Annotated in this window: 13 protein-coding genes; 4 read left to right on the top strand and 9 right to left on the bottom strand. The window is 73.0% G+C overall.

Going from position 1 to position 22,056, the window contains the following annotated elements:
* Positions 1 to 7 precede the first annotated feature (7 nt).
* From I2501_RS20660 to I2501_RS20650, 3 genes are all read left to right on the top strand, one after another.
* The gene (locus I2501_RS20660) at positions 8 to 1,165 is read left to right on the top strand and encodes an acetyl-CoA C-acetyltransferase (RefSeq protein WP_196195613.1); all 1,158 of its coding nucleotides are present in this window, start codon (positions 8 to 10) and stop codon (positions 1,163 to 1,165) included.
* Between the two features lie 74 nt (positions 1,166 to 1,239).
* Positions 1,240 to 2,076, top strand: a complete 837-nt coding sequence (locus I2501_RS20655) for an SDR family oxidoreductase (protein WP_196195734.1) — start codon at positions 1,240 to 1,242, stop codon at positions 2,074 to 2,076.
* 1 nt (position 2,077) lies between these two features.
* Entirely contained in the window at positions 2,078 to 3,046 is a 969-nt protein-coding gene (locus I2501_RS20650; RefSeq protein ID WP_196195612.1) for an SDR family oxidoreductase, read from the top strand.
* Positions 3,047 to 3,066: 20 nt separating this feature from the next.
* Here the strand turns inward: I2501_RS20650 and I2501_RS20645 are convergent, their stop codons facing one another.
* Genes I2501_RS20645 through I2501_RS20635 form a run of 3 tightly spaced genes read right to left on the bottom strand, consistent with a single transcriptional unit; the run spans position 3,067 to position 10,372 of the window.
* On the bottom strand, positions 3,067 to 6,390 hold the full coding sequence (locus tag I2501_RS20645; RefSeq protein WP_215909806.1) for an efflux RND transporter permease subunit: 3,324 nt from the start codon (positions 6,388 to 6,390) through the stop codon (positions 3,067 to 3,069).
* A gap of 2 nt (positions 6,391 to 6,392) precedes the next feature.
* A complete protein-coding gene (locus tag I2501_RS20640) occupies positions 6,393 to 6,902 on the bottom strand; it encodes a hypothetical protein (RefSeq protein ID WP_196195611.1) in 510 nt (169 codons plus the stop codon).
* Entirely contained in the window at positions 6,899 to 10,372 is a 3,474-nt protein-coding gene (locus I2501_RS20635; protein ID WP_196195610.1) for an efflux RND transporter permease subunit, read from the bottom strand. Before I2501_RS20635 ends, I2501_RS20640 begins: the two co-directional genes overlap by 4 nt.
* Positions 10,373 to 10,631: 259 nt before the next feature.
* Between I2501_RS20635 and I2501_RS20630 the strand changes: the two genes are divergently transcribed.
* Entirely contained in the window at positions 10,632 to 11,870 is a 1,239-nt protein-coding gene (locus I2501_RS20630) for a dihydrofolate reductase family protein (RefSeq protein ID WP_196195609.1), read from the top strand.
* A gap of 250 nt (positions 11,871 to 12,120) precedes the next feature.
* Here the strand turns inward: I2501_RS20630 and I2501_RS20625 are convergent, their stop codons facing one another.
* The 6 genes from I2501_RS20625 to I2501_RS20600 all read right to left on the bottom strand — a co-directional run bounded on the left by I2501_RS20625 (position 12,121) and on the right by I2501_RS20600 (position 22,042).
* Positions 12,121 to 13,083, bottom strand: a complete 963-nt coding sequence (locus I2501_RS20625; protein WP_196195608.1) for an ABC transporter ATP-binding protein — start codon at positions 13,081 to 13,083, stop codon at positions 12,121 to 12,123.
* Positions 13,080 to 15,989: an FtsX-like permease family protein gene (locus I2501_RS20620; RefSeq protein ID WP_196195607.1), complete on the bottom strand. Its 2,910-nt coding sequence runs from the start codon at positions 15,987 to 15,989 to the stop codon at positions 13,080 to 13,082. Before I2501_RS20620 ends, I2501_RS20625 begins: the two co-directional genes overlap by 4 nt.
* Positions 15,989 to 19,459, bottom strand: a complete 3,471-nt coding sequence (locus tag I2501_RS20615; RefSeq protein WP_196195606.1) for an FtsX-like permease family protein — start codon at positions 19,457 to 19,459, stop codon at positions 15,989 to 15,991. Before I2501_RS20615 ends, I2501_RS20620 begins: the two co-directional genes overlap by 1 nt.
* Before the next feature lie 146 nt (positions 19,460 to 19,605).
* Positions 19,606 to 20,007, bottom strand: a complete 402-nt coding sequence (locus tag I2501_RS20610) for a globin (RefSeq protein WP_196195605.1) — start codon at positions 20,005 to 20,007, stop codon at positions 19,606 to 19,608.
* Positions 20,008 to 20,033: 26 nt separating this feature from the next.
* Positions 20,034 to 21,101, bottom strand: coding sequence for an ABC transporter permease (locus I2501_RS20605; protein WP_196195604.1), 1,068 nt, complete (start codon positions 21,099 to 21,101; stop codon positions 20,034 to 20,036).
* Entirely contained in the window at positions 21,098 to 22,042 is a 945-nt protein-coding gene (locus I2501_RS20600; RefSeq protein ID WP_328806505.1) for an ABC transporter ATP-binding protein, read from the bottom strand. Before I2501_RS20600 ends, I2501_RS20605 begins: the two co-directional genes overlap by 4 nt.
* Positions 22,043 to 22,056: the final 14 nt, after the last annotated feature.

Genomic DNA, 22,056 nt, shown 5'->3' with positions numbered 1-22,056 from the left:
TGCCGCCATGGCCGAGGCCTACATCATCGATGCGCTGCGCACCCCCGTCGGACGCCGTAACGGCGGCCTGGCGGCGGTCCATCCCGCCGATCTCGGCGCTCACGTGCTGTCCGCCCTGATGAGTCGCAGCGACGTCGACCCGGCGGAGGTCGAGGACGTGGTCTTCGGCTGCCTGGACGCGGTCGGCCCGCAGGCCGGCGACATCGCCCGCACCTGCTGGCTGGCGGCCGGGCTGCCGGAGGAGGTGCCCGGCGTCACCGTCGACCGGCAGTGCGGCTCCTCGCAGCAGGCGGTGCACTTCGCGGCGCAGGGCGTCATGTCCGGCACGCAGGACCTGGTGGTGGCCGGTGGGGTGCAGAACATGAGCCAGATACCCATCGCGTTCGCCAGCCGCCAGGCGGGCGAGCCGCTGGGGCTGACGGAGGGTCCGTTCCTCGGCAGCAAGGGCTGGCAGGCCCGATACGGCGACTCCCCGGTCAACCAGTTCCACGGCGCCCAGCTGATCGCGGAGAAGTGGGGCATCAGCCGGGAGGACATGGAGCGGTTCGCGCTCCGCTCGCACCAGCGCGCGGTCCGCGCGATCGACGAGGGCCGCTTCGAGCGGGAGTTGGTCCCCTTCGGTGCGGTGACGACGGACGAGGGCCCGCGCCGGGACACGACGTTGGAGAAGATGGCGACACTGGCCCCGGTCCTGCCCGAGGGCACGATCACGGCGGCCTGCTCCTCGCAGGTCTCCGACGGCGCGGCGGCGATGCTGATCGCCTCCGAGCGGGCGGTTCACGAGCACGGGCTGACCCCTCGGGCGCGGATCCACCACCTCTCGGTGCGCGGTGAGGACCCGATCCGGATGCTGTCCGCGCCGATCCCGGCGACGGCGTACGCGCTGAAGAAGACGGGCATGTCGATCGACGACATGGACCTGGTGGAGATCAACGAGGCCTTCGCCCCGGTGGTGCTGGCCTGGCTCAAGGAGACGGGTGCGGACCCGGCCCGCGTCAACGTCAACGGCGGTGCGATCGCCCTGGGCCACCCGCTGGGCGCCACCGGCGTGAAGCTGATGACGACGCTGCTGCACGAACTGGAGCGCACCGGCGGCCGTTACGGTCTGCAGACCATGTGCGAGGGCGGCGGCCAGGCGAACGTGACGATCATCGAGAGGCTGTAGTTCAGACAGCGAGCCGGATACGGAGCCGGACACGGCCGCGGCTGTCGCGGGGAGGGGATCGCTTGAGCATCACGGTGGATCTGGCCGGTCGCGTCGCCATCGTCACCGGCGGGACGCGCGGCGTGGGAGCGGGCATAGCGAGGGCGTTGCTGCAGGCGGGGGCTGAGGTCCTGGTCTGCGCCCGTCGACCACCGGTCGCGCCGGTGGTCGACGCGGAGGGGCGCAGGGCCGAGTACGTGCCGGTGGACCTGCGTGATCCGGCCGCGGTGACGGCGTTCTTCGACACCGTCGGGTCGCGGTTCGGACGACTCGACCTGTTGGTCAACAACGCGGGAGGGACGCCTTTCCGGCTGCTCGACGACGGTGACGCGGCCCGGCACGCGCGCGTGATCGAGCTCAACCTCTTGGTCCCGCTGACGGTTTCGCTCGCCGCCCGGCCGCTGTTGCGGCGCAGTCGCGGATCGGTGGTGATGGTCGGCAGCGTCAGCGGCACCCGCCCGTCGCCGGGCTCGGCGGCGTACGGGGCGGCCAAGGCGGGGCTGGCCAACCTGGCGGCGAGCATGGCCGTCGAGTGGGCCCCGGAGGTCCGGGTGAACACCCTCGTACTCGGCCTGGTGCAGACCGAGTTGGCGCATCTGCACTACGGCGACGAGGAGGGTGTCGCCGCCGTGGGCCGGACGGTCCCGCTCGGCCGTCTGGCACAGCCCGACGAGGTCGGCGACGCGTGCGTCTTCCTGGCCTCGGACCGTGCCGCCTACGTCACGGGCGCGACCCTGCACGTCCACGGCGGCGGCGAACGTCCGGCGTTCCTGGACGCGGCGACGGTGAACACGCCCGAGGCCAACGTGGCAGACCCGAACGCGACCGAGGGCGAACCGACCGCCATTCGCGAAACGACGAAGGAGATATGACGTGACATCAGGACTGGCCGAGGGTCGGGTCGTCGTGGTCACCGGAGCGGGACGCGGGCTCGGACGGGCGCACGCGTTGGCCTTCGCCGCGGAGGGGGCCAAGGTCGTCGTCAACGACCTCGGCGTCGGCCTGGACGGAGGCACAGCCGGAGCAACCGGCGGAGCCACTGACGGAGCCACCGACGAAGGCGCGGCCGGGCGCGGGAGCTCGCCCGCCGAGCAGGTGGTGGCCGAGATCCGCGCGGCGGGCGGAGAGGCGATAGCTCACGGCGGTGACATCGCCACCTCGGCGGGTGCGGAGTCGCTGATCGCTGCTGCGGTCGACACCTTCGGGCGGATAGACACCCTGGTCAACAATGCCGGCTTCCTGCGCGACCGGATGCTGGTCAACCTCGACGAGGACGACTGGGACGCGGTGATGCGGGTCCATCTCAAGGGCCACTTCCTGCCGTTGAAGCACGCGGCGGCCTGGTGGCGCGCGGAGGCCAAGACCGGCCGGGAGGTCGTCGCCCGTGTGGTCAACACCAGTTCGGGGGCGGGCCTGTTGGGCTCCGTCGGGCAGGGCAACTACAGCGCGGCCAAGGCCGGGATCCTCGGTCTCACCCTGGTCGCGGCGGCCGAGATGGGGCGCTACGGCGTGTCGGTCAACGCCATCGCGCCCGCCGCCCGGACGAGGATGACGGAGCACACCTTCGCCGACATGATGGCCACGCCGGAGGAGGGCGGCTTCGACGCGATGGCTCCGGAGAACGTCTCGCCACTGGTCGTCTGGCTGGGCTCGGACGCGTCCGAGGGGGTGACCGGCCGGGTCTTCGAGGTCGAGGCCGGGCGGATCACCATCATGGACGGCTGGCGTCCCGGCCCGACGGTCGACCGCGGCGCTCGCTGGACACCCTCCGAGGCGGGCGATGCGACGCTGAAGCTGCTCGCACTGTCGCAGCCACCCCTCCCCGCCTACGGCGCACGCTGAGACAGACCCTCACCCGGCTGCTACGGGGCCGCCGGTACCCCTCCCGCGGCATCCCCCGGAGACGCCGCCGCCGGTCGGTCCGGGCGTCCGCGGCGTCCGAAGCGCAGATAGAGCGAGGGGACCACGAACAGCGTCAGCAGCGTCGAGCTCACCAGGCCGCCGAGGATGACGACGGCCAGCGGGTACTCGATCTCGCGGCCGGGCTGGTTGCCCGCGATGACCAGCGGGACCAGGGCCAGGGCGGTGGCCAGCGAGGTCATCAGGATCGGGGCGAGTCGTTCGCTCGCGCCGCGCACCACCAGATCGGGGCCGAAGTCCATGCCCTCCTCGCGCTCCAGGTGCTGGCAGTGGTTGATCATCAGAATGCCGTTGCGGGCGGCGATGCCGAAGACCGTGAAGAAGCCGACCAGCGCCCCGATGGTGATCTGCGCGCCGCCGAACCAGATCGCGATCAGGCCGCCGATCAGCGCCATCGGCAGCGTCACGAAGAGCAGCGCGGCCAGTCGCCAGGAACCGAAGGAGAGTTGCAGCAGCAGCAGGATCGCCACGCCCGCCAGCAGCGCGGTGGTCAGCAGACTGTTCTGCGCCTGCTGGCGCTCCTGGTACTCGCCGAGCAGCGAGTAGTGCGAACCCTGCGGGACGGTGACCGACTTCAGGTTCCGCTGGATGTCGTTGACCACCGAGCCCAGGTCGCGGCCCTGGACGTTGGCGCCCACGTCGATGTAGCGGGAGCTGTCCTCGCGGGTGATCTGGTAGGGGTCGGGGCCGGTGGTGATCGAGGCCAGGTCGCCGAGGCGGACGTGGCCTCCGCCCGGGGTGTCCAGTTGGAGGTTGCTGATCGTGCCCGCGTTGTTGCGCGCCGAGGGGATGCTCCACACGTAGACGCCGTAGATCTGGTTGCTCTCGAAGACGTTGCCCACCTCCTGCCCGGCCACGACGGTCGCGGCCTGGCGGCGGACGTCGCCGGGCTTGAGCCCGTACTGCGCGGCCTTGGCCAGGTTCACCTCCACGTTGATCTGCGGGGTGTCGACGGAGAGGTCCATGTGCGGGTCGACCACGCCGGGGACGGAGGCGACCTGGGTCAGCACCGACTGGGCCGTGGTCCGCATCTGGTGCAGGTCCTGGCCGTAGACCCGGACGGTGATGGCCTCCTTCGAGCCGCTGAGCACCTCCTCGATGCGCTCGTTGAGGTAGGTCTCGACGTCCCGGTAGAGGCCGGGGTAGCTGTCGACCACGGCGCGGACCTTGGCCAGCGTGGAGTTGTAGTCGACGTTCGGCGAGATGTGGATCCAGGTCTCGGCCGCGTCGATGCCGACGATCTCCTCGCCCTGCGGGGCACGGCCGATGTGCGTGCCGAAGTCCTCGACGCCGGGGATCGCCTTGAGTTGGTTGTAGAGCTGGGTGGTGGTCCGGATGACCTCCTGGTCGGAGGTGCCGGGGATGGAGTCCCAGTGGATCAGCAGGTCGCGCTGTTGGAAGGTGGGGAAGAGCGACTGGCCCAACTGCGGGGCGATCAGCGCGCCGCAGACGACGACGGCCGCGAAGACCGCGTAGGCGGCGCGCGGCTTGGCGACGATCCGTCGCAGCAGCCGGTCGTACCCGTGCCGCAGCCGGCGCACCAGCGGGGACTGGAACCGTTTGAGCGACGCCCGGCGCAGCATGATCAGCGTCAGCGCCGGGGTGACCGTCAGGGCGACGGCCATCGAGGCGAGGATGGCGAGGGTGTAGGCGAAGGCCAACGGACGGAAGAACGCGGCCGTCAGGCCCTGGAGCATGAAGATCGGGACGGCGGCGGCGACGATGATCAGCGTGGCGTAGACGACCGGGCTGCGGACCTCGATCGAGGCGCGCAGGATGATCTGCGCGGTCGACGGCGCCTGCCCGCCCTCGGCGACCGTGTGCCGGGCGATGCGGAGCCTGCGCAGGATGTTCTCGACGTCGATGATCGCGTCGTCGACGACCGCGCCGAGGGCGATGATCAGACCGGCCAGCACCATGGTGTTGACGGTCGTCCCGAACGCCCGCAGCACCAGCAGTGCCGCCGTGAGCGAGAGCGGGATGGTGATCAGGCTGATCAGCGCGACCCGCCACTCGAAGAGGAAGAGCACCAGGATCACCACGACCAGCACGAAGCCCAGCAGCAGCGAGTCCAGCAGGTTGTGGATCGAGTCGTTGATGAAGTCGGCCGGCCGGAAGATGTGCGCGTCGAAGGCGATCCCGTGCATGCCGGGTTGCAGGGCCTTCAGCGCCTGGTCGACGCCCGAGGTGACCTTGAGGGTGTTGCCCCAGGGCAGCTTCTCGACCACGAGCAGGATGCCGGGCTTGCCGTTGATGACGGCGTCGCCGATCAAGGGCATGTAGCCCTGGGTGACGGTACCGATCTGACTCAGCGGCAGGTTCTGACCGTTGGCCGCCTGGTCCTCCAGCGGGATCTTGGCCAGGTCGGCGGGGGACTGCACGGCGAGCTGGTGCACGATCGAGAGCCGCTGGTTCGGCAGTTGCGGCATGCCGTCGAGGAAGCCGCCCGCCCCGACCACCGCGCCGGTGGAGAACTGGAGCGCGCCGGAGTCGAGGGCGTCGGCGGTGGTCCGTTCGACGTTGTCCAGGGTGACCTTCTTGGCCGCCATCTTGGCCGGGTCCACCTGGACCTGGAAGGTCTTCGAGCGGTCGTTCCAGATGGACACGTCGGCGACGCCCTCGACGTGCATCAGCCGTGGTCGGACCGTCCAGTAGGCCTGCTGGTAGAGGTCCTCCGGGGTCAGCGGCTTGCCGTTCGGCCCGTTGCCGACGGCGGTCATGCCGATCTGGACCGCACGCGCGGTGGCGGAGACCGGTGCCAGGATGACCGGCGGGCTGGCCCAGGAGGGCAGCGAGGGCCGGACGTTGGCGAGCCGCTCCTGCACCAGTTGGCGGGCGTGCAGCAGGTCGGTGCTGGAGGAGAAGACCATCAGGATGTCGGACAGCTGCGGCACCGAGGTGGAACGCATCTGGGTGAGGCCGGGCATGCCGTTCATCGCGTATTCGAGCGGCACGGTGACCAGGCTCTCCACGTCCGACGTGGACAGGCCGAGGCTCTCGGTCTGGATCTCCACCTGCGGGGGAGCGAACTCGGGGAACACGTCCATCGGCGTGCTGGGCATGGTGGCGATGCCGACGGTCATCAGGGCGACCGCCGCGGCGACGACCAGGAACCTGAAGTTCAGGCTCCAGGCCACGATCGCCTGCATCACGCCGCCGCGCGGCCTGCCCGTGCCCGGCCTGTTGCTGCTCGGCCTGCTGGTGCCCGGCCCCCCGGAGCCAGGCTCGCTGCTGCCCGTCGAATGCGGTTGTGCGGTGCGCGCCACGGCTACTCCTCCCCGACTCCGTACTCGGTGCCGAGCAGCTCGGCGACGCCTTGGACGGCCACGGGGGTGCCCACGGCCGGACCGGTGGACAGCAGGACGGTGTCGCCGTCGTAGCCCTGGACGGTGATGGGTCGGCGCAGATAGGTCAGCTTCCCGTCGGGGACGTAGACCCAGGGGACGCCCTCCGGGTCGTACACCACCGCAGTGATGGGGACCTGTTCCCCGGTGCCGCTGCTCGCCGGCTCCACCGGCACGGTCCGGACGCCGATCTGCCGCGCCGCCAGCGGGGTCAGCACGACCCGGTGCACGTTGTTGGCGGGGGTGACGCCGGGCATGGACGGCGCGGGCGCCAGGGAGGCGGGGTCGGGTTCGGCGGGGGCGTCGTTCTTGGGGCCGCAGGCGGCGAGAGCGAAGGTCAGCACGGCGCAGCCGACCGCGGCCAGCGCGCGGCTACGGGTCGTCCGCCGCCGGTGCGTGCGCACCTGACGGACGATCACCCACCTGGCGGTCACGACCGCTCGCCTTCCCCGCCGCGCGAGCCGCGCGGGCCGTCGGGCTCCGCGCTGGATCCGTCGCCACGGCCCTGGCCGCCGACCTCGCCGGAACCGGTACCGGTACCGGTACCGTCAACGGCTCCGGCGCCGACCCCGTCACCGGAACTGACGCCGGATCCGTCGCCGGGCCGGTCACCCAGCGCGGTCGCGCTCGGACCGTCCGGTCCGGCAACGAAGCCCATGCCCGCCTGCCCGGCGCCCGCCTGGCCCGCGCCCGCCTGCCCCGCACCGGCCACGGCCGGGGTCGCACCGCCGAAGTCACCGTCGAAGCCGCCGCCGGGTGGCAGGCCGACCTCGTCGCGGCGGCCCTGCCCGGCGAAGGCCGGCAGCAGCAGGAGCGTCACCACGGTGGCGGTGATCACGCCGCCGATCAGCACCAGTGACAGCGGGCGGACCAGCTCGGTCCCGGCGATGTCCCCGCGCACCGTGAACGGCAGCACCAGCAGGATCAGCCCGACCGCCGAGGCGACCAACGGAACCGACGCCTCCCGGGCCGCGGCGAGCGCCGCATCGGGGCGGCCCTCCGCGTCCAACTGCTGGGCGCGGCGCAGCACGAGTAGGCCGCCGCGGACCGCGAAGGCGAAGACGCCGAGGAACCCGATCAGCGTCCCCGCCGTCAGCGTCCGGCCCGCGAAGAGCGCGGTCAGCGCGCCGCCCGCCAGCGACAGCGGAAGGGAGAGGAGCAGCAGCGCGGCACGGCTCCAGTTCCGGAACGCGGCCTGGAAGAGCAGCAGCGTGCCGATCAGGCAGCCGAGGACGACCAGGATGATCCGGAGCGCGCCGTTCTGCTGCTCGTTCAGGCCGCTGGACGCCTCCGCGTGGTAGCCGAGCGGCAGCGCGACGCCCTGCACCGCGTTCTGCACCCGGGACACGGTGGTGCTCAGGTCTTGGCCACGGACGTTCGCGGTGATGTCCAGGTAGCGCGACGCCTGGTCGTGGTCGACCTCCTTGGGAGCCGGCGCGACGGTGACCGAGGCGACGTCCTTGAGCGGGACCACGCCGCCGCTCGGGGTGTCCAGCAGCAGGTTCTGGATCTCGCCGAGGTTGGACCGGTCTGACGGGACGCTCCACACCGCGACGTCGAAGATCTGCTGCTGCTGGTAGTAGCTGCCGACCGGGATGCCGGAGATCAGCACCGCCGTGGCACGCCGGATGTCGCCCGGCTTGAGGCCGTACTTGGCGGCGTTGTCCACATTGGTGTTGATCAGGATCGACGGCTCCTGGGTGGGCAGCCGGAAGCTCGCCCCGCTGACCCCGGGGAGGTGGTCGACGACGCCCGCCAGCTTCTGCGCCTCCGTGTTGAGCGTGGCCCAGTCGGTGCCGTAGAGGCGGACGGTGAGCGGTGCGGAGCCGCCCGGGTCGGTGTCCGAGCGCGGGGCCTGGGCGAGGGAGGTCTGCGAGTACGTCAGCAGCTGGTGCCTGAGCGACGGGTAGTGGCCGAGGACCGTCTGGATCGCACTCCTTGTGCTCCCCAGGGAGGCGCTGCCGGAGACGGTGATCCAGGTCTGGGCCTTGTCGACGTCGACGATCTGGTCGCCCATCAGCGCCTGGCCGATGTCGCTGGCGACGTCGGTGACGCCGCCGACGCGCTGCAGTTCGGCGCCGGCGGTCTGGGTGATCTGCCGCATCGCGGGCAGCGAGGTGCCGGGCGCGGCGCTCCACTGGACGATCAGGGTGCGGTCCTGCAGCACCGGCAGCAGGCCGCCGGAGCCGAACTGCGGAATGATCGCCAGCGCGGCCAGCCCGAGCACGGCGGCCAGACCGACGGCCACACCGCGTCGGCCCACCAGGGCGGGGCCGACCCGGTCGTATCCGGTCCGGATCCAGCGCACCACGGGCGGCGTCGACCGCTGCTCCGGGGCGCGGCGCAGCAGCAGGAGGCCGAGCGCGGGGGTTACCGTCAGCGCGACGGCCGTTGCGGCGAGGACGGTGAGCAGGTAGGTGAAGAGCATCGGCCGGGTCAGGTCGCCGTTGCTGCCGGGCACCAGCAGCAGCGGCACGCCCGCCAGCAGGATCACCGCCAGCGCGAAGCCGAGCGGTCGCCGCACGCCGAGCAGCGCCTCGGTGATCGCGTGCGCGCGGCCCTCGCGCGAGTCACGCCCGTCCGCAATGGTCACGGCGGCGTCGGCTCCGGCGGCGTCGAGCCCTCCCTGCAGTGCGGCGACGGCGGAGACCGCGTCGTCGACCACGACGGCCAGGGCGACGGCCAGCCCGGAGAAGGTCAGCAGGGTGAAGGTCTCGCCGCGCAGTTCGAGTACCCAGGCGGCGACCACCAGGGGCAGCCCGATGCCGACGAAGGCCACCACGGCGACCCGCCAGGAGCGCCAGACCAGCCCGATCCACAGCATCAGCAGCACCAGCCCGGCCACCCCGGCCCAGCCGAGGTTGTGCAGCGCCGAGTGGAGGTAGGAGGCGGGCCGGTAGACCTGGGTGTCCACGCTGACGCCGGCCAGGCCCGGCGAGAGCTCGGACATGGCCTGCTGCACCCCCCGGTCCACGGCCAGGGTGTTCGCGCCGGGGAACTTCTCCACCACCAGCAGGAACCCGGTGCCGGTCCCGGCCTGCGAGGTCAGCACCGCGTCACCGGCCAGCGCCGGGTGGTCCTCGACCACGGTGGTGACGTCGCCCAGCTTCAGCTTGCTGATGCCGGTGTCCACCTCCAGCGGGACCCGGGCCAGCTCCTGGGGGGTGGAGATGGGCAGGATGTGCTGGACGGAGAGGCGTTGGTTGGGCGTGTCGATGAAGCCGTCCGCGCCCGGCGTCGACGCCTCCACGAAGGTCAGCGGCGAGGTCCACATCGCGTCACCGGCGGTGTTGATGATCTGGGTGAGCGTCGTCCCGTGGGCGTGCAGCGTCGCCGGGTCGACCAGGACCTGGAGCTGCTGGTCGCGCTCGCCCCAGATGGTGACGTTGGCGACGCCCGGCACGGCCAGCAGCCGGGGGCGGATCCGCCAACGGGCCAGCGTGGACAGGTTGAGCGGGCTGACCGAGGTGGACGAGAGCCCGATCATCATGGCCCGCGACTCGGCGGACAGCGGCTGGATCATCACCGGCGGCGTGCCGACGTTGACCACGGCCGGGCCCTGGCTGACCCGCTCCTGGACCAGCTGACGGGCCTGGTAGACGTCGGTGCCCGGCTTGAAGGTCAGCTGGATCGTGGACAGACCGGGGACCGACTGGGAGCGCATGTGGTCCAGGAAGGCCACGCCGTTGAGCTGGTCCTCCATCGGCACGGTGATCAGCTGTTCCACCTCGTTGGTGGACAGGCCCACGGCCGAGGTCTGCACCTGGACCTGGGGAGGGAGGAACTCCGGCAGCGTGTCCACCGCGGCATGGCGCAGGGAGCCGATGCCCAGCGCCAGCACCACCAGGGCAGCGACCACGACCGCGGCGGCGAGCCGCAGACTCGACGAGATCAGCCAACGCACGAACGGCCCCCGATCGGTCGGTCCTCTGCGACGACACCTGCCTGACGAGCGGGACAGCCCTGACGAGCCGGGCGGGCCTGACGAAGGGTCATGTCATGTGTTGATATGACTGCTTGTTGCGACATGACGACGCTCCTCGGGCGGGTGACCTGCCGAACGTCCCCGATGCGGGGGCGCGCCACACGTAACAACCCACGTTCGGCCGAGCACGGACGGTGGCCGGGGATTACCGGGGCCCTGTCGGTCGTTGGAGCAGGTCATGAACAACGAGTCCGCCGCAGGTCCCGCTGCAGGTCACGTCGCAGGTCCCGCCACCCGGGCTACCCCCGGGACGCCGGGCGAGCGTCCGGCACGCCGCCCGTACGTCCTGGTCAGCGCGGCGATGTCCGTCGACGGCCATATCGACGACACGTCACCTGAACGGCTGCTGCTCTCCTCCCCGGAGGACTTCGATCGGGTGGACGAGCTGCGTGCGGCGAGCGACGCGATCCTCGTGGGTGCCGGCACGCTGCGGGCGGACGACCCGCGCCTGGAGGTCCGCTCCGCCGAGCGCCGCGCCGCGCGGCAGGCGCGCGGACTGCCGGAGCACCCGCTGAAGGTGGCCCTGGCCGGCCACGGCGGCCTCGACCCGGAGCTGCGCCTGTGGCAGAGCGGCGGCGACAAGCTCGTCCTCGCCCCGGACGCGGCGGTCCCGGCCCTGCGCAGGCAGCTCGGCGCGCGGGCGGAGGTCCTCGGCACCGGCCCCGGCCTGGATCCGGCGCGAGTGCTGGACGCGTTGGCGGAGCGGGGCATCGGGCGGCTGATGGTCGAGGGCGGGGGCGCGATCCAGTCGCTGTTCCTGACGGCGGGTCTGGTCGACGAGATCCAGCTGGCCGTCGCCCCGTTCTTCGTCGGCGACCCCGGCGCGCCGCGCTTCGCGCCGCCCCGCGCGGGCGCGGTCTTCCCGCAGGACACCCTGCACCGGATGACGCTGCTCGGCACGGAGGTGCTGGGCGGCGACATCGTGGTCCTGCGCTACGCCGCCCGGCGCGGTGATGCGGACGTGGTGTCCCGGGACGACGTGGAGTGGATGCGGCAGGCGATCGAGCTTTCGTACAGCTGTCCGCGCTCGGACACGGCGTACTCGGTCGGCGCGATCGTCGTCGCCGCCGACGGCACGGAGCTGGCGCGCGGTTTCTCGCGCGAGGGCGGCGACGCGAAGGTCCACGCGGAGGAGTCCGCGCTGGCGAAGCTGGACGCCTCGGATCCGCGACTGCGGACGGCGACGATCTACTCGACTCTGGAACCGTGCTCCGTCCGGGCGTCCCGCCCGTCCCCGTGCGCCGAGCTGATCCGCGCGGCGGGGGTGGGCCGGGTGCTGCTGGCGTGGCGGGAGCCCGCGCTCTTTGTCGCGGACTGCCAGGGGGTCGAACTGCTGGAGGCGGCGGGCGCGACGGTGCTGGAGCTGCCCGAGCTGTCCGCTGAGGCGCGGGCGGTCAATGCCCACCTCGTTTCCTGAGCCTTCGGCAGCACGGGGTTGCGCTGTACCTCTGGGCAGCGGGGGAGTTGCACTATCCGGGGGCGCGGAGAACTGCGCGAGAAACCACTGACATGCGGATGGCCCTGCTCGTTCGGGGCTCTACCTCGCAGGGTGGCTTGTCGCGCAGTTCCCCGCGCCCCTTGATAGTGCAGCCATCTGCGGCAGCATCAGCCCAGCTTGTCGCGCTCACGCGGCGGAGCCGCAGAAATCGACGGCTCTCCTCCGGCAATCAGTGGCTCTCCTCCGGTCGCACCTGGATGTGGTCCCGTTCCAGCAGGAGTTCCACCCGGTGTTCCATCCCCAGGGCCTCCAGGAACTGCCGGGGAAACTGCACGCGCCCCGCGCTGTCCAGCATCGCGTACTCGTGCTCGGTGACCGTCTCCGTCCCGTCCGCCTCGGTCGCCGTGCGGCGCAGCACCTCCATCGCTGCGCGGCCGTCGCGGATGGCGACGGTGCGGCGGACCTCGCCGGCGACCATCGGGTCGTGGGTGACGATCACCACCGTCGCGCCGAGCTCGGCGTTGACCGTGCGGAAGGCGTCGAAGATCTGCGCGGCGGTCTCGGAGTCCAGCTCGCCCGTCGGCTCGTCCGCGAGGAGGACGTCCGGGCGGTTGGCCAGGGCGACCGCGATCGCGACGCGCTGCTGCTGGCCGCCGGACATCTGGTGCGGTCGGCGGTCGCGGCAGTCGGCGACGCCCAGCAGGTCCAGCAGCTCCACCGCACGTGCCCGCGCCGCCCGTCGGCCGCCGGTGCTGCCCGTACCGGCCAGCTGCATCGGCAGTTGCACATTCTGGCGTGCCGTCAAGAAAGGAAGCAGATTGCGTGCGGTCTGCTGCCAGACGAAGCCGACCACCTCGCGGCGGTAACGCAGCCGCGCCTTCGCGTCCATGCCGAGCAGGTCGCTCTCGCCGACCCGCGCCTTGCCGGCCGTGGGGACGTCGAGACCGGCCAGGATCTGCAGCAGCGTCGACTTGCCGCTGCCGGACGCTCCGACCAGGGCCATCAACTCGCCCTTGGTGACGGTCAGGTCGAGGCCCTGGAGGGCCTGCACCTCGACGCCCTCGGCCTGGTAGATCCGGACCACGCGCTCGCAGACGATCAGCGCGTCCTGGCCGAACCGGGGGCGGCCCTGGTCGCCGGCCACCTGACGGCGCAGCTCGTCCAGGGTGAGGTCGTCCACCTCGGTACTCATGCCTCGTCACCTGCCCTCAGTTGGACGCCGATCTGGCGTCGTCCGATCACTGCCGCCTCCGTCAGCACCACGCCGACGGCCAGGACCAGCAGCACGGCTGCCGGAAGCACGACCGGCAGCAGGTGCAGCGCGGGGCTCGCGTGGGTGACCGTGGCTGTTCCGTCGAGTGAGCCGACCAGCGGGCCGAGGTCCACGGCGGAGCCGAGCAGCGGCACCGACGCCGCGCCGAGCGCTGATCCGGCGACGGCGGCCAGCAGCAGCATCGGCAGCGTCTCGGTCAGGATCAGCGTGTAGCCCTGCCGTGGTCGCAGGCCCATCGTCCGCAGTCGGGCCAGCAGCGCGGCCCGCTCCGGCGCGGCCTGGAGCAGTGCCAGCACCACGGCCAGCAGTGCCAGCAACGTCGCGGCCAGCGCCGCCGCCTGGTAGAGCGAGACCGCGCCGGACGGCAGCGGCTGCGCGTCGAGCGAAGCCTGGGCGTCGGCCCGGTCCAGCACGTCGACCTGGTTCTGCGCCCCGGAGGCGGCGATCAGCGCCTTGACGGCGGAGGACTGCACCGGTCCGGTCAGCAGCACGGCGCTCGGGGTGGCCGCGACGCTGGAGGGCCAGTGCGCGGCGGCGAGGGCCGGGGTCTGGGCGGCGATCACGAAGTCCCCGCTGGGCGTGAACGGCGTGGACGCCAGCACCCCGGCCAGCCGGATCTGCATGGTGCCGAACAGGCTGGTGATCGTGGTGGGAGCGGTGCCGATCTCGGCCGCCGCACCGGCCGAGGCCAGCACCGGGACCGCAGCCGTACCGCCCGTACCGCCTGCTCCGCCCGTGCCGCCTGCTCCGGTGGCGGGGGGCGTCAACAGCGACGGAGCGAAGGCCCCGAGCCCGATCGACGCCGACACCCGGGCGTAGGAGGCGGGGTCGACCAGGCCCAGCGGAACGACCGTCTGGCCGGTGCCGAGTTGGGCCAGTGGGTCCGTCAGCACGCCGGTCCCGGCCCGGACTCCGGGCAGCCGCTCAAGTGCCGTGGCGAGTCCCGCCGGGACGCCGGACGCGACCGCGTCGACGCGGACGTCCGCGCCGACCAGCTGCGTGGTGAGCGCCACCCGGCGCGCGGTGACGCCGCTCAGCACCGTCGCGCCGAAGACCGTGGTGGTCAGCGCCAGTAGCAGGGCGAGCAGCGGCAGCAGGCTGCCGGTCGCGCCGGCGCGACCCGCGCGGGCCAGGCCGAGGAAGCCCACCGCGCCGGACCGGCGGGTCACCGGGCGGGCGACCAGGCGCAGCGGCAGCGGGTAGAGGCGGACCAGCAGCAGTGCGCCGGTCAGGCCCAGCAGCACCGGGGCCACGGCGGTCAGCGGATCCAGCCCGCCGCCGGCCGGGGCCAGCCCCCGGCTGCGCAGCGCGACCACGGCTGCGACCGTCAGCACCAGCAGGAACACCTCGGCTACCGTCCTGCGCCGGGAGGGCTTGGCCCGCACCAGGTCGTTCCGCGCGTCCGGCCGGGCCGGACGCAGGCTGCGGTGACGGGCCAGCATGCGCAGCGGTCCGGCGAGCGTGGCCACCAGCAGCACGGCCAGACCGTAGCCGAGCGCGGTCTGCCAGACCCGGCTGGGCAGGAACAGTAGCGCCGCGCCGATGCCGACCAGCCCGCCGGGCACGGTGGCGGCCGCGCTCTCGACGGTCAGGCGGCGAAGGAGCAGGCGCAGACCGGCGCCGCGGGCGCGGAGCAGGGCCAGTTCGGCGGTCCGGCGTTCGGTCGTGAGGCCGAAGACCATCAGCAGCACCGCTGCGGCGGTTCCGGCGGTCCCGGCGACGCCGATGGTCACCACCGGTTCCAGCGCGTCGCGTTGGGCGTTGAACTGGGTGAGCACCCCGGTCAGGTCCGACTGGACCATCAGGCCGCTGGAGACGGGGTCGCTGGTGGACAGCAGGGTGGAGGCGCGGTCGCCGTTGGTGAGCGAGGACAGCATGTCCAGCGCCGGGCCGACCTGACCGGCGTTCAGCGATCCGGGGGAGAGCGGGAACCACCAGTACGGCGCGGGCTGCGCGATCTGCGGCAGTGCCCGCACCGCGCCGGGCGCGACCAGGGCCTCCGCCTCCCAGTAGTGCAGGGTCTGGCCCCCGTTGGAGAGCTCGTAGAGTGTGGGCGCGCCGAGCAGCGGCGTGCCCGCCCAGTAGGGGAGTTGCGACTGTGCCGCGCTCGGGTCGCGGAAGACGCCGACGACGGTGAGCTGCTCCTGGCCCCGGTAGACGAAGGGTTCCGGGGCCAGCAGCCGACTGCCGACGTGCCAGCCCATGGTCCGCGCGGTCGCCTGGCTGACGGCCACCTCCAGGCTGTTCGGATCCGCCCCGGCCGCCTCGGTGGGCAACCGTCCGGCCACCATGGTCAGTTGACCGGTCGGCTGCCAGACCAGCGACAGGTGCGGCGCTATGCCGTCCGGCGCGGGGCCGACTCCCTCGCCGGGCGGGGCCGAGAGGGGAGCGCCGACCTCGTTGCCCTCGCGCTGGACGGCCTGGATGCCCCAGCTGACCTGGGACGTGTCGATCCGCAGCGGCGCGCCGATCTGCGCCTCGACCTGGCCCGCGGCCGTCGCCATGGCCGCCTGCATCGCCGCTCCGCCGGACGGGCCGACGGGGGTCTGCGCGGTCTGGCCGGGGACCACCCCGACGCCCACGCCCGAGGGCGGCGACGCCTCCACCGAGCGGCTGGTGACCGAGGTCTGACGCAGCGTCATGTCGAGCGCGGTGTCCTGGTAGCGGGCGAGCTCAAGCGGCAGCGCGGTGGTCAGGAAGACCAGCGCTGCGACCAGCACGGCCGTCCACACGGCGGCGGCGGGACGGTGTCGCAGCCGGGGCCAGATCCAGGGGACCGAGGAGGGCCCGGAGCGGGCGGCGCGGGAGGCGGTGTCTGCCTGCATCACGACTCCTCGGATCCGCGCAGGCGGCGGGCGGGGTCCCCGCCGCGGAGCCCGGCCAGGACGGCCACCAGCAGCGGCACCGCCGCGATTCCGGCGGTCAGCAGCAGCAACGAGCCTCCGGGCACCGAGACCTGGACCGGCGGCGTGGGCCGGGTCGCCGCCGGGGTGAGCACCAGCAGCGGCACGATCAACCGGGTCAACAGCTCGCCGAGCAGCAGGCCGACGCCGACGCCCAGCGCCACGGGCAGCGCCAGCTCGACCGCCGTCGCCCGCGCCAGCGCGCGGCGGCGCAGTCCGAGGGCGCTCAGCAGTGCGAACTCGCCCGCGCGGCGCCGGGTGGCGCCCGCCGCGTCCACGCCGAAACCGATGGCGGAGAGCACGATCGACAGCGCCAGCGTCCCGAAGAGCGCCGCCTGCGGCCCGCTGCCGAGCGGGTCGCCGAGCTCGGCCGCGACCACCTCGTCCCGGACGAAGACCTGCCCGGTGTCGGGACGCGCGCGCAGCCCGGCGGCAACGCGTGCCGAGGCGCCGGGTGCACTGGCCAGCCACCACTCGGTCGGCTGCGGGTCGGCGGAGACCGAGCCGTTGGGACCGGAGTCAAGGTAGCGGTGGTCGTAGGAGGGCAGGTCGACCAAGACGGCCCCGGCGTCGTCCGTGCTGTCCGATGCGCCGTAGCCGCCGGACCCGCCGAGGCCCTGCTCGGCCGCGCTGCCGGTACCGGGGAGGCTGGAGACCACGCCGACCACCCGGATCCGCAGCCCCGGCAGGTCGGCGGGCAGCGTGACCACGGAGCCGATCCGGCTCTGCGTGGCGGTCAGGAACTGCTGGTCCACCACGGCGGCCAGCGGCGCGCCCGTACCCGCGGGCGGAGTCGGCGTCAGGGACACCTGGGCGCTCGGCGTCGCGCCGAGCTGCTCGGTCACCGTGCCCCAGCAGACGCCGCCCGCAACCGTCGCCTGGACGGGAACGGCGCCGGTCGGCGCGGCCGTCCGAATCGTGCCCTGACTGCACCACGGCGAGGGGTCGTAGAGGCCGGACAGGCCCCAGTCCACCTGGCTGCGCCAGACCAGCCCGGACGGGAAGGGAACCGCTCCGGCGTCGGTGCCGACCGAGAGCACCGAGGCGGTGACGGTCCGGCCCTGGTCCGGCGGCGGCCCGGAGCTGACCGTGCTCCCCGGGCCGGTCAACGGCGCGTTCGTGGGACCGTCGAGGTCCCAACGCATGCTGAACGAGAGGCCGCTGAGCGTCAGCGGGTACGCCGGAGCGCCGCTGCCCGCCGCACCGGCCAGGTCCAGCGTGTAGCTGTGCGCGACGCCGTCCTCGGGGGCGTAGCCGATCGAGAAGTTCCAGACCACGCCGGTCCGGTCGGTCAGGTCGACGCTCACCGGGTCGGGCCCCGGCCCCGGGGTGGTCTGCGGCGAGCCGGATCGGGCGCCGAGCCGCAGGGTCAGTGTCAACGTCTGCGGGCGTCCGGGTAGTTGGACGCCTCGCCGGCCTACGGGCACGGCCGGATCGGGGAGCGAGCGCAGCAGGTCGGTGGCGTTCGCGCCCTTCGGGCCGGTGATCTGGTCGGCGCGGAGCGGGAACCGGCCGGTCTCGCCCGTGGCGTCGAGCGCCAGCAGCTCGGCGATCTTGCCGTTGGCCATGGCCAGCGTCTCCCGCTGGACCGGCAGCGCCGCCGAGACGCCCGGCTGCCCGGCGAGTTCGCCGCCCTGGCCGAAGCCGGGGGCCAGCTCGCCGGTGACCCGCAGGTCGGCGCCGGTCTGGAAGGCGGCCTGGTCGTTCTGCGACTGGAGCCAGCTGCTGTTCTGCCCGAGCGCGAGCACGCCGATGGCGGTGGCCAGGGCCAACGACAGCACCGGTCCGGCCCCGCGCTGCGGACGCCGGGCCAGCTGCCAGCCCGTCAGCGCGGCGGGCAGCCCGCGGCCCCTGGTCGCCAGCCGCTCGCCGAGGCGGCTGAGCAGCGGCAGCACGCGCAGCGTCAGCACCGCTCCCGCAGCCAGCGCCAGCGTCGGCGCGGCCACCAGCACCGGGTCGATGCCCGCGACGCCCGAGGCGGACGCGGTGATCACCCCGGACCCGGTGGGGCTGTCGCCGTACTGCCGCAGTTGCAGGTAGCCGAGCAGGGCCAGCGCCAGCAGCGCCAGGTCCGCTCCGCCGCGCAGCACACCGGGGAGCGCGCCGCGCCGGGTGCGCCGGGCCGCCAGGAGGCGTCCCTCGGTGAAGCTCCGGTAGCGGGCCAGGGTCGGCGCGGTCACCAGCAGCGCGCCGACCAGCGCGGCGAGGCCCGCCGCCCACCAGACCGAGCCGAGCGGCAGCGCGGTCAGATCCAGTCCGGCGCGCCGCATCGGGGAGCTCAAGTCCACCAGCCGCAGCAGCGGTCCGCTCAGCAGCGGCGCGCAGAGCGCGGCGGGGACGGCGAGGACCAGCCCCTCGGTCGCCGCCAGCAGCACGATCCGACGCGGCGCCGCGCCCCGGGCGCGCAGCAGCGCGTTCTCCGACTCCCGCTCCTCCGCGAGCAGTCGCGCCGCCAGCAGCAGCGTCATCGCGGCGAGCAGCAGCAGTTGCAGCGAGACCACCAGCAGCGCGGCGCGGGCGACCAGCAGCCCGCTCTGGACCTCGGAGATCAGCTGCGGCAGCTGACTGGTCGTCTGCAGCGGGCTGGTGCCCCCGCTGCCGCTGGACGCCGCGACGGCGGCCGCAGTCGCCTTGGACAGCGCGTCGAGCTGCCCGACCGCGACCCGGCCGAAGTCGGCGGTGGCCTCGAAGGCGACCGACTGCTGCGGCACCGCGCCGCCGTCGAAGTCACCGGTCGGGACCAGCAGCGGGCCGTAGACGGTGTTGGTTCCGTTGCTGCCGGGCTGCAGCCCGTGCCCGGCCAGCGGGTCGAGCCGCCAGTACGGGTCGGTGGTGTTCCTCGCCAGGTAGACGCCGACGACGCGGAGCAGCTGCGGGTGACCGGTGTAACGGTCCGTCAGGTCCAGTACGGTGCCGACGCCGCCCAGTCGCGCCACGGCCGCTGTCGGCACGGCGACGTCGACCGCAGCACCGGCCCTGGCGGCCGTCGGCCAGGCGCCGGAGACCAGCCGCACCCGTGAGCGGTCGAGGTCGGCCAGCACGGTCAGGTCGGCGTCCTGGGTGGTCTGGCCGTGCCGCAGCGGCAGTCCGTACGAGTCGGAGACGGCCAACTGCCCGAGCGTGACCGGAAGCTGGGGGAAAGCGGAGTGCGCGGTCGCAGTCGCCGCGGCGCGCGCGGCGGCGAGGCCGGACCGGTCGGTGGACTCCGTCATCAGCAGCGGCGTCCGGCTCCGGTCGGTGACCTGGAAGGCGCGCTGGACGCCCGCTGTGGCGACCGCCGGGCTGAAGGCAGCCAGAGTGGAGACGGCGGCGGCGGTCAGCAGGATGGTCAGCAGCGCAGCGGCGACCAGCAGCCGGTGCGCCCGCAACCGACGCAGAACGAAGCCCCCCACGCGCCGACCCTCACCCCTGTGTGCGAACCAGAGCCTGTACGGGAACAGCCCCGGATGTTCGCGGGCGATCCTGTCACGCGCGGCAGTGGTGGCGGAAGGGGTGGGCGTGACGGTGCACGATCACTTACCCGGCCGCTTACCTCGGCTCACTCCGGGGTGTTGATCATCGACTTGGCAGCGTAGGTGAGGTAGTCCCACAACTGCTGCTCGTGCTCCGGGCTGAGGCCCAGCTCGGTGACGGCCTCGCGCATGTGCGACAGCCAGGCGTCGTGCGCGGCGATGTTCACGGTGAACGGCGCGTGCCGCATCCGCAGCCGCGGGTGGCCGCGCTCCTCGCTGTAGGTGGTCGGGCCACCCCAGTACTGCATCAGGAAGAGCACCAGCCGCTCCTCGGCCGGACCGAGGTCCTCCTCCGGGTACATCGGGCGGAGGATCGGGTCCTCGGCGACACCGGCGTAGAACCGGCGGACCAGACGACGGAACGTCGGCTCCCCGCCGACCTGCTCGTAGAAGGTCTCGGTCGAAAGCGTGCCTCGTCTGATCTCCACCCGCCCATCCTCTCAGACCGGCGCCGTCACGTGTCGTCCCAACGGAACAGCCGGACCGAGATCGCGCACAGCACCGCCGCGAAGAGCAGCAGCCCGCCCATCGTCGGCAGCGCCGCGCTCCAGCCCTCGCCCCGGCTGAGCACGTCCTCCATCGCCGTCGACAGGTGGTGCAACGGCATGAGCTGCGCGACCGCCCGGACCCACGCCGGGGAGTTGTCGAGCGGGAAGAACGCGCCGGACAGGAACGCCATCGGCAGCACGATCAGCTGCGCCGCGCTCTGCGCCGCGTTCTCCGTCTTCGCCCAGGAGCCGGTGAGCAGCCCGATCGACATGAAGGCGATCGACCCGGTCAGCACCAGCGGGATCGAGATCCACCAGTCGCCGGTCAGCCGCAGCCCGTAGTAAGGGAGGGTGGCCACCGCCAGGAAGACGGCGGTCTGCAGCAGCGCGACGGTCAGCGTCACGGCGGCCGGGGCGGCGATGATCGCGGTCAGGCTGATCGGGGAGAGCCGGAGTCGCCGCAGAATGCGTTTGCGCCGCCAGGTGACCAGGGTCAGCGCGGCGGAGAAGGTGCCCGAGGTGGCGATGGCCCAGCCCAGCAGGCCCGGGGTGAGGTACTGGATCGGCTTGACCGAGTGGTCCTCGACCTGCGCGGTGGTGAGCGTCCAGGCGGGAGGGCGGCCGGTGGCGGCGACGTTCTCCTGCTGGATCACGGAGTTGACCAGCCCCTGCACGGTCGCGGCCTGGGTCGGGTCGGCGACGGAGAAACGCAGCTCGACCTGGCCGGGGCCGGTCTGCCGGACCACGCCGTCGTCGGTGCCGGCGGCGACCTTGCTGGTCGCGTCGGCGAGGTTGTCGTCGCGGACCACGGTGACGCTTCGGCTCAGCTGGGCGCGCTCGGCCGGGCTCATCCGGTCGAAGACGCCGACCGGCCCGACCTGGAGCAGCGTCACATGGCTTGCGCCCGAGCCGCGCAGCAGTGCGCCGAAGAGCAGCAGGAACATCAGCGGGAAGACGAGGGTGAAGAAGAGCCAGGTCCGGTCGCGGAAGTCGGCCCGGAGCAGGGTGCGGCTGAGGGAGAGGAAGGCCTTCATTCCCGGTACTCCCGTCCGGTGAGGTCGAGGAAGACGTCCTCCAGGGTTCCGCCGCGCGCCTCCAGGCCGTGCAGCGCGCCGTGTTCGGTGAGCAGCGCCAGCACGGGAGCGGGATCGCGGGTGGAGAAGACCAGGGAGACCTCGTCCTCGGTGATCTCCACCCGGCCGTCGAGCTCGGCCCGCGCCTCGGCGAGGACGCCGGGGGCGAGGGCACCGGCCGGGACCGTGATCCGGGTCGGCGCGTCCAGCGCCCGGACCAGCGCGGCCGGCGCTCCGGTCCGCAGGATCCGGCCGTGGTCCATCACGGCGACGCGGTCGCAGAGGATCTCGGCCTCGTCCAGGTAGTGCGTGGTGAGGACGACCGTGCGGCCGTCGGCGTTGATCTCGCGCAGCAGGTCCCACAGGTTGCGCCGCGCCTGCGGGTCGAGGCCCGTGGTGGGCTCGTCCAGGAAGACCAGCTCCGGCTCGTGGACCAACGCGCAGGCGATGGAGAGCCGTTGGGCCTGGCCGCCGGAGAGCCGCTCGGCGAGCGTGCCGCCGAACTCGCCGAGACCGACCCGGGCCAGCATCTCCTCGACCCGGCGTGGGCCGACGCCGTAGAGCTGGGCGAAGGCCGCCAACTGCTCGCGCGCGGTGAGCCGGTCGAAGAACGCCGAGGCCTGGAGCTGGACCCCGATCCGCGGCAGCAGGCGCGGGTTGCGCGGCCAGGGCGGCTCGCCCAGCACCCGGGCCCGGCCCGCGTCGGGCTTGCGCAGGCCCTCCAGGATCTCCAGCGTGGTCGTCTTCCCGGCCCCGTTCGGGCCGAGCAGGCCGAAGAACTCGCCGGTGCGGATCTCCAACGAGACGCCGTCGACGGCCTGCACCGCGCCGTAACGCTTCTGCAGGCCGTCGGCGGTGATCGCCGGTGTAGCCGATATTGCCGATATTGCCGGTTCCGCCACGACGTCCCCCCGTC

The sequence above is a fragment of the Streptacidiphilus fuscans genome, from assembly GCF_015690355.1.
GTDB lineage: Bacteria > Actinomycetota > Actinomycetes > Streptomycetales > Streptomycetaceae > Streptacidiphilus > Streptacidiphilus fuscans.
The sequence above is the reverse complement of the archived record's forward strand: the minus strand, read 5'-3'. Positions and strand labels throughout refer to the sequence as shown.

What these genes read in the sequence shown, in the direction of transcription:
- I2501_RS20660 (WP_196195613.1), top strand. Translation starts at nt 8, where the DNA reads ATGGCCGAGGCCTACATCATCGATGCGCTGCGCACCCCCGTCGGACGC.
- I2501_RS20630 (WP_196195609.1), top strand. Translation starts at nt 10,632, where the DNA reads ATGAACAACGAGTCCGCCGCAGGTCCCGCTGCAGGTCACGTCGCAGGT.
- I2501_RS20625 (WP_196195608.1), bottom strand. Translation starts at nt 13,083, where the DNA reads ATGAGTACCGAGGTGGACGACCTCACCCTGGACGAGCTGCGCCGTCAG.
- I2501_RS20620 (WP_196195607.1), bottom strand. Translation starts at nt 15,989, where the DNA reads ATGCAGGCAGACACCGCCTCCCGCGCCGCCCGCTCCGGGCCCTCCTCG.
- I2501_RS20605 (WP_196195604.1), bottom strand. Translation starts at nt 21,101, where the DNA reads ATGAAGGCCTTCCTCTCCCTCAGCCGCACCCTGCTCCGGGCCGACTTC.